Origin of the sequence: Actinomycetospora lemnae (assembly GCF_028737315.1) — a bacterium.
GTDB classification, from domain to species: domain Bacteria; phylum Actinomycetota; class Actinomycetes; order Mycobacteriales; family Pseudonocardiaceae; genus Actinomycetospora; species Actinomycetospora lemnae.
This window is the reverse complement of the sequence record NZ_JAQZAO010000021.1, coordinates 15,020-27,178: the sequence shown is the minus strand read 5'-3', so window position 1 is coordinate 27,178 and position 12,159 is coordinate 15,020. Positions and strand designations below refer to the sequence as shown.

Annotated in this window: 17 protein-coding genes; 10 read left to right on the top strand and 7 right to left on the bottom strand. The window is 76.5% G+C overall.

The window, feature by feature from the left end:
• Positions 1–42 precede the first annotated feature (42 nt).
• On the bottom strand, positions 43–408 hold the full coding sequence (locus PGB27_RS28295; RefSeq protein ID WP_274203794.1) for a nuclear transport factor 2 family protein: 366 nt from the start codon (positions 406–408) through the stop codon (positions 43–45).
• 94 nt (positions 409–502) lie between these two features.
• Between PGB27_RS28295 and PGB27_RS28290 the strand changes: the two genes are divergently transcribed.
• A complete protein-coding gene (locus PGB27_RS28290) occupies positions 503–934 on the top strand; it encodes an ATP-binding protein (protein ID WP_274203793.1) in 432 nt (143 codons plus the stop codon).
• Here the strand turns inward: PGB27_RS28290 and PGB27_RS28285 are convergent.
• Both PGB27_RS28285 and PGB27_RS28280 read right to left on the bottom strand, forming a co-directional pair.
• Positions 931–1,104, bottom strand: a complete 174-nt coding sequence (locus tag PGB27_RS28285; RefSeq protein WP_274203792.1) for a hypothetical protein — start codon at positions 1,102–1,104, stop codon at positions 931–933. The two genes, PGB27_RS28290 and PGB27_RS28285, sit on opposite strands and share 4 nt — an antisense overlap.
• Before the next feature lie 184 nt (positions 1,105–1,288).
• Positions 1,289–2,167: an NmrA family NAD(P)-binding protein gene (locus PGB27_RS28280; protein ID WP_274203791.1), complete on the bottom strand. Its 879-nt coding sequence runs from the start codon at positions 2,165–2,167 to the stop codon at positions 1,289–1,291.
• 106 nt (positions 2,168–2,273) lie between these two features.
• Between PGB27_RS28280 and PGB27_RS28275 the strand changes: the two genes are divergently transcribed.
• From PGB27_RS28275 to PGB27_RS28235, 9 genes are all read left to right on the top strand, one after another.
• Positions 2,274–3,107 carry an alpha/beta fold hydrolase gene (locus PGB27_RS28275; RefSeq protein ID WP_274203790.1) on the top strand — a complete coding sequence of 278 codons (834 nt, stop codon included), beginning with the start codon at positions 2,274–2,276 and terminating at the stop codon, positions 3,105–3,107.
• 90 nt (positions 3,108–3,197) lie between these two features.
• Positions 3,198–4,550 (top strand): amidase, encoded by a 1,353-nt coding sequence (locus PGB27_RS28270; RefSeq protein WP_274203789.1) that lies wholly within the window; start codon positions 3,198–3,200, stop codon positions 4,548–4,550.
• Positions 4,551–4,707: 157 nt separating this feature from the next.
• Positions 4,708–5,712, top strand: coding sequence for an acyl-CoA dehydrogenase family protein (locus PGB27_RS28265; protein WP_274203788.1), 1,005 nt, complete (start codon positions 4,708–4,710; stop codon positions 5,710–5,712).
• Positions 5,709–6,452 carry a PIG-L deacetylase family protein gene (locus tag PGB27_RS28260; protein ID WP_274203787.1) on the top strand — a complete coding sequence of 248 codons (744 nt, stop codon included), beginning with the start codon at positions 5,709–5,711 and terminating at the stop codon, positions 6,450–6,452. Before PGB27_RS28265 ends, PGB27_RS28260 begins: the two co-directional genes overlap by 4 nt.
• A complete protein-coding gene (locus PGB27_RS28255) occupies positions 6,449–7,057 on the top strand; it encodes a class I SAM-dependent methyltransferase (RefSeq protein ID WP_274203786.1) in 609 nt (202 codons plus the stop codon). Before PGB27_RS28260 ends, PGB27_RS28255 begins: the two co-directional genes overlap by 4 nt.
• A complete protein-coding gene (locus PGB27_RS28250; protein WP_274203785.1) occupies positions 7,054–7,827 on the top strand; it encodes a glycosyltransferase in 774 nt (257 codons plus the stop codon). Before PGB27_RS28255 ends, PGB27_RS28250 begins: the two co-directional genes overlap by 4 nt.
• 101 nt (positions 7,828–7,928) lie before the next feature.
• Positions 7,929–8,165 (top strand): hypothetical protein, encoded by a 237-nt coding sequence (locus PGB27_RS28245; RefSeq protein WP_274203784.1) that lies wholly within the window; start codon positions 7,929–7,931, stop codon positions 8,163–8,165.
• A gap of 145 nt (positions 8,166–8,310) precedes the next feature.
• Positions 8,311–8,778: an STAS domain-containing protein gene (locus tag PGB27_RS28240; protein ID WP_274203783.1), complete on the top strand. Its 468-nt coding sequence runs from the start codon at positions 8,311–8,313 to the stop codon at positions 8,776–8,778.
• Between the two features lie 20 nt (positions 8,779–8,798).
• Positions 8,799–9,290, top strand: coding sequence for a nucleoside deaminase (locus PGB27_RS28235; protein WP_274203782.1), 492 nt, complete (start codon positions 8,799–8,801; stop codon positions 9,288–9,290).
• A gap of 40 nt (positions 9,291–9,330) precedes the next feature.
• Here PGB27_RS28235 and PGB27_RS28230 read toward each other — a convergent pair whose 3' ends face one another.
• The 4 genes from PGB27_RS28230 to PGB27_RS28215 form a co-directional block, all read right to left on the bottom strand.
• Entirely contained in the window at positions 9,331–9,669 is a 339-nt protein-coding gene (locus PGB27_RS28230) for a hypothetical protein (protein ID WP_274203781.1), read from the bottom strand.
• Positions 9,670–9,814: 145 nt separating this feature from the next.
• Positions 9,815–10,456, bottom strand: coding sequence for a DUF1707 SHOCT-like domain-containing protein (locus PGB27_RS28225; RefSeq protein ID WP_274203780.1), 642 nt, complete (start codon positions 10,454–10,456; stop codon positions 9,815–9,817).
• 37 nt (positions 10,457–10,493) lie between these two features.
• Positions 10,494–11,720 (bottom strand): RNA polymerase sigma factor, encoded by a 1,227-nt coding sequence (locus PGB27_RS28220; protein ID WP_274203779.1) that lies wholly within the window; start codon positions 11,718–11,720, stop codon positions 10,494–10,496.
• Positions 11,717–12,067: a YciI family protein gene (locus PGB27_RS28215; protein ID WP_274203778.1), complete on the bottom strand. Its 351-nt coding sequence runs from the start codon at positions 12,065–12,067 to the stop codon at positions 11,717–11,719. The genes PGB27_RS28220 and PGB27_RS28215 overlap by 4 nt, the downstream gene beginning before the upstream one ends.
• Positions 12,068–12,159 lie beyond the last annotated feature (92 nt).

The window sequence follows — 12,159 nt, the reverse complement described above, 5'->3', positions numbered from 1 at the left end:
AGTCTGCTCGGGGCGGACCCGACGGTCACGCCGCCCGACGGATCACGCGCCGGTGAGCTGCTCCCGCATCGCCGTCGCCACCGCCTGCAGCGCCGACAGCGGCCGGATCATCACCGTCAGCCGGTCGATCGCGCCGCTCGCGTCGTGGTGGATCAGGTCGATGCCCTCGAGCTCGCGGTCGCCGACGTGCGCGCGGAACACGAGCAGGTGGTCGTCGCCGTCGTCCATCTCCGCGACGTAGCGGAACTCCTCGAACACGGTCGCGACCGCGTGCAGGATCGGCGCCACGGCGTCGCGGCCCCGGTAGGGCGTGTGCACCACCGGACTGTGGAACTCCACGTCGTCGGCGAGGAGCGCGACGGCGGCGGTCATGTCGCCGCTCTCGACGGCGGCGCGGAAGGTGGTCACGTGGTCCCCCGGATCGTGTAGAACATCAACGGCGGAGTGCTGCGGGTCTCCCGCGGGCACACCCTACGGAGGGGACCGTCGGGGGGAGGGAGCGGTGAGCGAGCCCGTGGTCGAGGTCGACGACGCGTTGCAGCTCGAGGCGCCGGCCGCGCCGGAGCACGTCGGACGCCTGCGCCGCGCGGCGAGGCGGTGGCTGCGCGCGGCGCTCGGTGAGGACGCCGAGGACACCGTCGACGGTCTCACCCTGGCCGTCAGCGAGGCGCTCGAGAACGCCGTCGAGCACGCCTACGCCGACCGGGACGAGCCCGGCACCATGACCCTCGCGGCCGGCCGCGACCCCGCGGACCCGAGCGTCCTCGTCGTCACCGTGTCCGACACCGGCCACTGGCGCGCGCCGTCGGGGCGGGCGAGCTACCGCGGGCGAGGCCTGGCGATGATCGAGGAGCTCGTCGACACGTTCACCGTCGACCCCGGGCCGACCGGCACCACGGTGACGCTCCGCCACGCCGAGGCGCCGGGCTCCTAGCGACCCGCGCGGCCGCTCCGGGCCGACGACCGGTGGTCCGTCGGCCGCTGCGCGTGGGTGCCGCGCGCCGACGGCGACCGCGGGGCGGGTGGCGTCGGCGAGGTCGCCGGCGGGTCGACGAGTCCGAGGGCGGAGTCCGGGATGAGGGCCAGCTCCCGATTCTTGATCATGTCTGCCCCCTTTCCTGTGCGGCCCGGGCGTCCTGGCGGCCCGGGCGCCTACCCCCAGTGAACGCGGTCACGGGCTGTGTGACTCGGTGGCGGGCGACCGGATCGATCAGGCGGCGACATCTCTGCGGCAGATGGTCGAACAGCGCCGACGAACGGCGCAGCGGCGGCGAGGTCGGTGGCGGACTCAGTCGCGAGGTCGGAGCAGCGGTCGCAGGTGCGCGTCGGTCCAGCCGGCGAGGGTGCCCGGCGTGGTGGTCCGCGCGGTGCGGGGCTGCTCGGGGACGAAGTCCTCGCGTGTACCGGCGGCCATCCCGACGATCGCCTCGACCTGGACCTCGGCGAGCCCGATCGCCCGCAGACCGGCGCGCACCTCGTCGTCGGACTGCTGCTCGGCGTGCACCGAGCGTCCCAGCACCCTGCTGAGGATCTCCGCGATCTGCCGGTACGAGAGGTCGCACGGCCCGTGGACGGCCTGCACCCCGCCCGTCGTCCACGGCGCGAGCAGGCGTGCGGCGGCGACCTCGGCGACGTCGCGCGGGTCGACCCAGGGCTGGGGCAGGTCGAGCGGCAGGGTCGTGCGCAGCACGCCGTCGCGCAGCCCGTCGAGGTCGAGCTCGAGGTTGGAGAAGAAGTAGCCGGGGCGCAGGTGCAGCACCGGGGCGCCGGTGGCGTCGAGGGCCTCCTCGACGCGGGCGAGGCCGTCGATCTTGCCGACGCCGTGGCGCTTCTCCGCCCCGATGCTCGACTGGAACACGGTGCGCGCGATGCCGTTCTCGACGACCGCGCGCGCGACGTGCGCACCGCGCCGGGCGTGGGCGGCGACGGGATCGCCGTCGTGGGCCGTCGGGCTGACCCACAGCAGCGCCTCCACCCCGCGCGTCGCGGCGACGACCGCGTCGCCGTCGTCCTGGTCGCAGCGCACGGCCTCGACGTGCTCGGCCCACACGGGGTCGAGCACGGTCGGGTCGCGCATCAGCAGTCGCGGACGGACCCCGGCCTGCACGAGCAGGCGCAGGACGTGGGAACCGACGTGTCCCCGTGGGGTGGTGATGGCGGTGGTCACGCGGCCACCCTGGCGCAGGGGGCCGACAGCCCGACGCGTCCGGGAATGTCGACGCGGGTACGTCAGTTGCGGCCGATTACATCGCCCACGATGGAAGGACCGAGAGATGCCCACGCTCACCGTCGCGAACGAGAACGGCAGCCCCGTCGACCTGTACTACGAGGACCACGGCGCGGGTCGCCCGATCGTGCTCATCCACGGCTGGCCGCTGTCCGGCCGCTCGTGGGAGAAGCAGGTGCCGGCGCTCGTCGAGGCCGGCCACCGCGTCGTGACCTACGACCGCCGGGGCTTCGGGTCGTCGTCGCAGCCGTGGACCGGCTACGACTACGACACCTTCGCCGCCGACCTCGACGCCCTGCTGCGTCACCTCGACCTGCGCGACGTCACGCTGGTCGGCTTCTCCATGGGTGGCGGCGAGGTCGCGCGCTACCTCGGCCACTACGGCAGCGAGCGGGTCGCGCAGGCCGTGTTCGCCGGCGCCGTGCCGCCGTACCTCTACCAGTCGGACGACAACCCCGACGGCGGGCTCGACGACGCCACGATCCGGTCGTTCCTCGACGGCGTCACGGGCGACCGCGTCGCGTTCCTCGACGGCTTCGTCACGACCTTCTTCGCCGCCGGCGAGCGCACCGACCTCATCAGCGAGCCGTCGCGGCTCTACCACCGCGCGATCGCCGAGTTCGCGTCGCCGAAGGGCACGCTGGAGTGCATCAGGGCCTTCAGCTACACCGACTTCCGCGACGACCTCGCGAAGATCGACGTCCCGACGCTGGTCATCCACGGTGACTCGGACGCGATCGTGCCCTTCGAGGTGTCGGGCAGGCGCACCGCCGAGGCGGTGGCGGACAGCCGCACGGTCGTGATCGAGGGCGGCCCGCACGGGTTCAACGCCACCCACGCCGAGGAGTTCAACCGGGCGCTGCTCGAGTTCGTGGGCTGAGGTGCCTCCGGCAGGTGAGCAGGAAGACGGGCTGTGGCGCTTCTTTCTGCTCACCTGCGCGGAGCGCACCGTCGCGGAAAGATCGCCGGTGTGGACGCCGCCGCCCTCGTCACGCAGACCCCGCTCGCCCAGGCCGCCGCGCTGCGCGCCGGGTCGGTGAGCGCCGTCGAGCTCGCGGAGGCGACGCTGCGGGCCGCGCGGGAGGTCGACGCGCGCGTCAACGCCTTCGCCCTGCTCGACGAGGACGGCGCGCACGCCGCGGCCGCGGAGGCCGACCGGCGCCGCGCCGCGGGGGAGGACGGCCCGCTGCTCGGGGTGCCGATCGCGCTCAAGGACGACCTCGACGCCGCGGGCCACGTGACGTCCTGGGGCACGCGGGCGCGCACGACCCCGGCCGCCGCCGACGGCACGGTGGTCACGACGCTGCGCGCCGCCGGCATGGTGCCGATCGGACGCACGACCCTGCCCGAGCTCGCGCTCTACGGGTTCACCGAGTCCGAGCGGTTCGGGATCACCCGCAACCCGGTCGACCCCACCCGGACCTCCGGCGGCTCGTCGGGCGGGTCGGCGGCGGCGGTCGCGGGCGGCGCGGTCGGGATCGCGACCGCCAGCGACGGGGCCGGCTCGATCCGCATCCCGGCCGCCTGCTGCGGCCTCGTCGGGATCAAGCCGGGTGCGGGGCGCACCCCGGGCGGCGGGTGGAACGGCCTGTCGGTCCAGGGCTGCGTGACGCGCCGCGTCGCCGACTCCGCGACCTACCTCGACCTCGTCGGTGACTTCCCCACCCCGCTCGCGGCCGCCGCCGACCAGGAGCCGCCGGCGCTGCGCATCGGTGTCGACCTCGCCTCGCCGGTGGCACCGCCGCTCGCCCTGGACCCCGAGCTCGCCGCCGCCGTGCGCCGCACCGCCCACGCCCTCGCCGACCTCGGCCACGAGGTCCGCGACGTCCGGGTCCGCTACGGCACCGCGCCGGCCGGGTTCGTCGCCCGCATGCTGCACGGCCTCGCGACGGCCGCGGGCGAGGTCGACGACCCGGCGCTGCTCGAGGCGCGCACCCGCGAGGTCGCGGCGATCGGTCGCCGGATCCCGGACGCCGCGATCGGCCGGGCGCGCCGCCAGGGCGAGGCCCTCGGCCGGCGACTCCACGCCGACCTCGGCGTCGACGTCCTGCTCACGCCCCCGGCCCGCACCCCGGCCGCCCCCGTCGGGCACTGGGCGGGACGGCGCGGGCTGCCGACGATGCTCGCGCTCGCCCGGCACTACGCGCACACCCCGGCCGCGAACCACCTCGGGCTCCCGGCGGCCGTGGTGCCGGTCGGGCACTCCCGCGCCGGGCTCCCGCTCGCCGTGCAGTGCCTCGTCCCGCCCGGACAGGACGCCCGGTTGGTGTCGCTCGCCGCTCAGGTCGAGCGCTCGACGGCGTCCGTCGTGGATCACGGGTGAGCCCGGTGATCGCGGGGTAGTCACGGCCGGGTCCGTCGAGCCGCGGCCGTCGCCGTCCGCGACGTCCGTCCTCCGCGCCGGGTAGAGCCACCTGCCCGGCCATCGCCGTGGCGGGCCGCCCCCGTTCGAGCCGGTCCACCCGCGGGCCGAGGAGACCATGCCGCCGCTTCCTGCTGCCCTCGCCGTCGCACCGTCCGAGACCCCGACCACGGGGCTCTCCCTCGTCCGGCCCGTCCTGGCGAGCTTCCGGACCGAGCCCTCCCCGCGCGGCGACGGCCGGACGCGGCACAACCTCGACGTGCTCGCCGCCGCGGCGGCGGACGACCTCGACGTCGCGCGCCTCGCCGAGGCCCACCTCGACGCGGTGACGATCCTCGCCGAGCTCGACGGCCCGCCCGCGCCCGCGGACTCGTGCTGGGGCGTCTGGGCCGCCGAGCCGCCCGGGGTCGAGGTGCGTGCGCGGCGCGAGGGCGACACCTGGTGCCTGACGGGGCAGAAGCCCTTCTGCTCGGGCGCGGCGGGGCCGTGCACCCACGCGCTGGTCACCGGGCACGCCGACGACGGCCGGCGGCTCTTCGCGATCGACCTCGCCGCGCCGGGGATCGAGGTCCGCGCGGACGAGTGGCAGGCGCTGGGCATGCGCGGCAGCGCCGCGGCCACCGTCGACCTCACCGACGTCCCCGCCGTCGCGGTCGGTGGGGCGGGCGCCTACCTCGAGCGCCCCGGGTTCTGGCACGGCGCGATCGCCGTCGCCGCCGCCTGGTACGGCGGGGCCGTGGGGGTGTCCGCGCCGCTGCGCCGCGCCGGGCGCGAGGGGCGGCTCGACGACCACGGCCTCGCCCACCTCGGCGCCGTCGACGCCGACCTCGCCGCCGCCCGGACGCTGCTGCGCGCCGCCGCCGACGTCCTCGACGACGAGGCGCCCGGCTCGTGGACCGAGGAGCGCCGCCGGGCCCTGCGCGTCCGCGCGGTCGTCGAGACGGCCGTCGACAGCGCCCTGCGCCGCACCGGGCGCGCCCTGGGCCCCGGCCCCCAGGCCCAGGACGGCGACCACGCCCGCCGCGTCGCCGACCTCGAGATCTACGTGCGCCAGAGCCACGCCGAGCGCGACCTCGCGACCCTCGGGGAGCTCGCCGCCGACGACCAGGACCTCCTGCCGTGACCGGCCCCTCGCTGACGGGCCACGGGACCCCCGAGGACGTGTGGTGGGGACCGGGCGGGCTGGACACGGTGCCCGTCCGCGACCCGCTCGCGGTGCGCCCGCCCGGCCGGGTCGTCGTGGTGGCCCCGCACCCCGACGACGAGGTGCTGGGCGTCGGCGGGACGCTCGCGGTCTGGGCGGCGCACGGCACGCCGGTGCTGGTCGTCGCGGTGACCGACGGCGAGGGCTCGCACCCCGGCAGCCCGACGCTCACCCCCGTCGAGCTCGCCGAGCGGCGCGCCGAGGAACGCCGCGCCGCGCTCGAGGTGCTGGGGATCGAGGCCGCGGTCGACCGGCTGCGGCTCCCCGACGCCGCGGTCGTCGCCGACGACGTCACCGAGCGGCTCGCCCCCGTCCTCGCCGCCGACGACACCGTCCTCGTGCCCGTGACCGGCGACGGCCACCCCGACCACGACGCCACCGCCGAGGGCGGGGCGGCGGCCGCCGCGGCGGTCGGTGCGACCTGCTGGCGCTACCCGGTCTGGCTGTGGCACTGGGCGCGCCCGGGCGACGTCCCGCTCGCGGGCGCCCGGCGCCTGCCGCTGCCCGGCACCGCGGTCGGCGCCAAGGGCGCGGCCATCGACCGCTTCACGACGCAGATCGCGCCGCTGTCCGACGACCCGCGCGACGCCGTCGTGCTGTCCGCGGCGGTGCTGGCGCGCTTCCGGCGCGACGTCGAGATCGTCTGGGGGCCCGCGTGAGCCTGTCGTCCGAGTACTTCGACGAGCTCTACGCCGCCGACGCCGACCCGTGGGGGATCGAGCGCGGCTGGTACGAGGAGCGCAAGCGCGCGGTCGTGCTCGCCGCCCTGGCGCGGCCCCGCTACGCCCGGGCGTTCGAGCCCGGCTGCGCGGGCGGGGCCCTGTCGGTGCCGCTGGCCGCGCGCTGCGACGAGCTCGTCTGCTGGGACCCCGCGCAGCGCGCCGTCGAGGCCACGCGGGCCCGGCTCGCCGACCGGCCGCACGTGCGCGTCGAGCAGGGCGCGCTGCCGCCGCGGGTGCCGGACGGGACGTTCGACCTGGTCGTGGCGTCGGAGGTCGTCTACTACCTCGACGAGGCCGACCGCGCCGCGTTCTGGGACGCCGTGACCGCGTGCCTGCGCCCCGGCGGTCACCTGCTCGCCGTGCACTGGCTGCGCGAGGCGCCCGAGTACCCGGTCGAGGGTGGCGCGGTCCACGACGAGCTGGTCGACCGGCCGGGGCTCGCGCGCACGGTCCGCCACGACGAGGCCGACTTCCGCCTCGAGGTGTACGCACGGACGCCGCCGGAGGCACGGTCGGTGGCCCAGGAGACGGGCCTGCGGTGACCCTGCCCCTGATCGGCTGCGTGGTGCCCGCCCACGACGAGGAGGCGCTGCTCGCCGACTGCCTCGACGGCCTGCGCGTGGCCGCCGGCCTGGTGGCCGACCGGGCCCGGGTGCGCGTGCTCGTCGTCGCCGACGCGTGCACCGACCGCACGGCGGAGGTCGCGCGGGCGCACGGGGCGGACGTGCTGGTCGTCGGCGCGCGCAACGTCGGGCGGGCGAGGGCGGCCGGGGCGGCCGCGCTGCTCGCGGGCATCGCGCCCGTCGTGTGGCTGGCGACGACCGACGCCGACTCGGTGGTGCCGCCCGACTGGTTCGTCGCCCAGCTCGGGGCGTGGTCGTCGGGCGCCGAGGCGTGGGTGGGCACCGTCGAGGTCCTGGACTGGGCCGGCCTGCCGCGCGCGGTGCACGTGCGCTACCGCGCGGAGTACGAGGAGCGCGCCGCCGGCGATGCCCACAGGCACGTGCACGGCGCCAGCCTGGGCGTGGCGGCGGCCGCGTACCGCGCGGTCGGCGGCTTCCCCCCGCTCGTCACCGGGGAGGACGTGGCCCTCGTGGCGCGCCTGGACGGCGCGGGGCGGCGCGTCGTCCGTGACCGCACGTACCCCGTCGCGACCAGCGCCCGCACCGACGGCCGCGCCCCGGACGGCTTCGCCGGTCACCTGCGCGGGATCGTCCGGAGTGTGTTCAGCGCGTCATCGGGTAGCCCCGTCGTGACCCCGTGTCCGGATGCGTGGCACGGGGACAGCGGACCGGCGGCGCGCATCTCCTGACGCGTCGTCGACCGTGGATCGACGACTCCGCTCGAGCCCGGGGCGGTGCGCACTCATCCCGTGTGCGCGCCGGCGGCGCGCACCGTCCCCGGAGCCGCCCGATGGCCGAGCGATCCCATCCCTTCCACGATTCCGCCGCGTGGCGCGCCCACGTCGACGCGGCCGTCGATCCGCGCTTCGAGCGGGCCTTCGCGATCCTCGACGCCCTGCAGGCCGAACGGCAGCGTCCGGCCGGCCACGGCGGCACCAGGATCCTGCAGCTGCGCCGGGAGCTCGCGCGCCTGCTCGCCGAGGTCGACGGCCTGCGCGACCCGCACGAACCCGGAGGTCCGCGGTGAACGCCGTGCGCACGGCTCGTGCTCATCGCGTCGCCGTGGGTAAACTCCTGATGACACAGTCGGCGGTTGAGACCTCCACGCCGCGACGGACGATGCACGCCGTTCTCCCGGAACGGTGTGTCCGTGGCCGTCCGAGGGAGGCCCGATGACCATCGACACCGAGGCGCCGGCCCGCACCACCACCAGCACCACCACCAGCACCACCAGCACCACCGCCATCCACGACGTCGACCTCGACGTCGACGTCCCCGCCGACCTCGCCGAGCGGCGACGGCGGGCGGTGGCCGAGGCCGTCGCCCACGCCGAGCCCGCCGCCACCGGCAACCGGCGGGCCGCGGTCGGCATCCGCCGCTACGGCCCGGGCTGCGTGGCCCTCGCCCTGCGCGGGCGCTTCGACCGCACCGGCCGCGAGCGCCTGCGCGCCCTGGCCGGCGAGGTCGAACGCCAGGCCGCCCGCGAGCTCGTCATCGACCTCTCCGGGCTCGACGGGTGCGACGCCGGCCTGGCCCGGGTGCTCGGGCGGCTGCGCATCCGCTGCCTGGCCCGCGAGGCGCGCGTCGAGCTGCACGACCCGCCCGAGGCGCTCGCGGCCGAGCTCGGGCACCTGCGCTAGCCGCGTGGCACGGTGCTCCCGTGCCACCCACGCTGAACGACGACGACCTCGCCCACCTGCGCCGCTGCGTCGACCTCGCGCGCGAGGCGCTCGAGGCCGGCGACGAGCCGTTCGGCTCGGTGCTGGTCGGGCCGGGCGGGGACGTCCGGTTCGCCGACCGCAACCGTGTCGCGGGCGGGGACGCGACGCAGCACCCCGAGTTCGCCATCGCGCGCTGGTCCGCCGGCGCGATGACGCCGGAGGAGCGGGCGGCGAGCACGGTCTACACGTCCGGCGAGCACTGCCCGATGTGCGCGGCGGCCCACGCGTGGGTCGGGCTCGGCCCCATCGTCTACGCGAGCTCGTCGGAGCAGCTCGCGGCGTGGCGCGCCGAGCTCGGGGCCCCGCCGGCGCCGGTGCGCCCGCTCGCGATCACCGAGGTCGCGCCGGCCCTGCGCGTCGCCGGCCCGGTGCCCCCGCTCGACGAGGAGGTCCGCGCGCTGCAGGCGCGGCTGGTGCACGAACGCCCGTGAGCTCCACGGCCATGGCCGTGGAGCTCACGGGGGACGGGGATCAGAAGCCGTCGGGGTCGGTGACGGTGGTCTCGTAGGTGCCGTCGGCGTCGGTGTCCACCGCGCCGCTGTCGTAGTCGCCGTCGCCGTCGGTGTCCACCACGACGGTCTCGCCGTAGCCGTCGCCGTCGGTGTCGACGACGCCCGTCTCGAAGGTGCCGTTGTGGTCGGTGTCGGCGATGACGGTGTCCACAGCGCCGTTGCCGTCCTCGTCGGTCGCGACGGCGTCGACGTTGCCCTGCGCGTCGGTGTGGTAGCTGCCGGCCACGGAGCCGTCGGCGTTGTAGACGGTGCCGTCGGCGGCGAAGTAGCGGTCCCCGGCGGTGGTGTCGGTGCTCATGGTGTGCTCGCTCTCGGTGAGGATCGGTGCCCGGCCCGGTGGGTGTCCGGTGGGCGTTCGAACCTCTGACGGTGCGGGCGGGCCCGGATGTTCCCCGTCGAGCAGGGAATTCTCTGTGCTGCGCCGCGGTCACCGAGGGTGAGCGTCAGTCGTCGTCATCGTCCCGGTCGCCCAGGCCGCCCTGGGCCGCCTCGGCCGGCGTCACGACCTCGACCGAGCCGAACGCGCCGTTGGCGTCGACGAGGACCTCGGGCAGCGTCATCCCGTTCGGCGGCGACTGGCAGGCAGCCTCGCAGCGGGTGCTCCCGAAGATCATCGCGCCGGTGGTGCGCGCGACGGTGCCCGGCGGCACGACGACCTCGGTCCGCCCGAACAGGGTGGCGACCTCCACCTCGCCGGCGCCCTGCGTGACCTGGACCGTCCGGTTGCCGAAGATGGCTGCGCCGTCGTCGGCGGTCACGAGGTGGCCCCCGACGAAGAGCGCGACGCCGGCCAGGACGATCGGGACGATCGCCCTGCCCACCCGCTCGTGGAACGGGGTGTGCGCCACCGGGGCCGAGCGGTCCTCGGTCCGCGCCGGCGTCCCGATGGCCGTCGTCGTGGCCGGCGGCAGGTCGGCCACCAGGGCGTCGAGCTCGCGCTGCGTGCGCGACGCCCAGCACTGCCGGGTGCGCTCGTCGTACTCCACGAGCGTGAGCACCCCGTCGTCGAGGGCGGCGCACAGGCGGTCGTCGGTGGCCCGTCGCTCGCGGTCGCCGATCCGCATCTCGGGGGGCTCCGCGCTCATGGGCCCATCCTGCCCTCGCCGATCGTGTGACGAGGGTTCACCCACGGTCGCGCCGCGCGATGAGCAGCGCCCGGTCGTCGGGATCGTGGGTGCGCGCCAGCGCGGCGTCGAGGGCGTCGCGGGCCTCGTCGTCGCGGCCGAGCCGGCGCAGGAGGTCGGCGCGCACGGCGTGCAGCAGGTGGTAGCGGTCGAGGCGCTCGGCGAGCTGGTCGACGATCGCCAGCGCCGCGGCCGGCCCCGCGGTCTCGGCCACGGCGACCGCCCGGTTGAGCGCGACGGTCGGGCTCGGGGCGACGGCGAGCAGCTGGTCGTGGAGCGCGAGGATCTGGCCCCAGTCGGTCGAGGCCGTGTCGGGCGCCGAGGCGTGCACCGCGTTGATCGCGGCCTGGAGCTGGTAGGGCCCGGGACGGTCCCGGCGCAGGCAGCGGCGCACGAGGTCGAGGCCCTCGGCGACGAGCCCGGCGTCCCAGCGCGCCCGGTCCTGGTCGGCGAGCAGCACCCGCGACCCGTCCGCGGCTCGCCGCGCCGGTCGCCGCGCCTCGGTGAGCAGCATGAGCGCGAGCAGGCCCAGCACCTCGGGCTCGTCGGGCATGAGCTCGGCGAGCAGCCGGCCCAGCCGGATCGCCTCGGCGGCGAGGTCCTCGCGGGTGGCCGTCGCGTGCCCCTCGGTGAAGACGAGGTAGACGACGGCGAGCACGCCCGGCAGGCGGTCGGGCAGGTCGGCGTCGTGCGGCACGCGGTAGGGGATGCGCGCGGCCCGGATCTTGTTCTTCGCGCGCACGATCCGCTGGGCCATGGTGGCCTCGGGGACGAGGAACGCGCGGGCGATCTCCGGGGTCTCGAGGCCCCCGAGCAGCCGCAGCGTCAGGGCGACCCGCGCCGGGAGCGCGAGCGCCGGGTGGCAGCAGGTGAAGACCAGGCGGAGGCGGTCGTCGTGCACCGGTCCCTCCTCGTCCTGGTCGTCCGGGTCGTCCTCGTCGGGGGGCGGCTCCTCGCGGGCGGCGCGGGCCTCCTTGTCCCGGCCGACCGCGTCGCGGCGCAGGCGGTCGAGCGCCCGCCGCCGGGCCGTGGTGACGAGCCAGCCGCCCGGGTTGGGCGGGACGCCGTCGCCGGGCCAGCGGGTCAGCGCGACGGTGAGCGCGTCCTGCACCGCGTCCTCGGCGAGGTCGATGTCGCCGAGGACGCGGGTCAGCGTCGCCACGCACCGCCCGTACTCCTCGGCGACGATGCGGGTGATCGTCGCCGAGGAGGGCGGACCGGTCACGGGGCCCAGTGGAACGGCCGCACCTCGATGGGCAGGCCGACCGCCTCGGTGGAGCGCCGGCCCCAGTGCAGGGCGGCGTCGAGGTCCGGAGCGTCGATGATCGTCAGGCCGCCGACGTACTCCTTGAGCTCGACGAACGGGCCGTCGGTGACGAGCACGTCGTCGCCGCTGCGGGACAGGACCGTCGCCGTGTCCGGAGCCTCGAGACCGCCGGAGAAGACCCAGACTCCGGCCTCCTGCATGTCCTGCTGCAGCTGGGCGACGCGGCCCATGATCTCCTGCATCTCGGGGTCCGACGGCGGCTCGCCCTCGCTGGGCGTGATGACGCTGAGCAGGTAGTGGGCCATGGGGTCCTCCTCGATCCGCTGCCCGGGCACCCTGCCCGGACACCCCTCCACGAACGGCCCCGGCGCCGATCGACAGGTCCGGCCGAGAATTC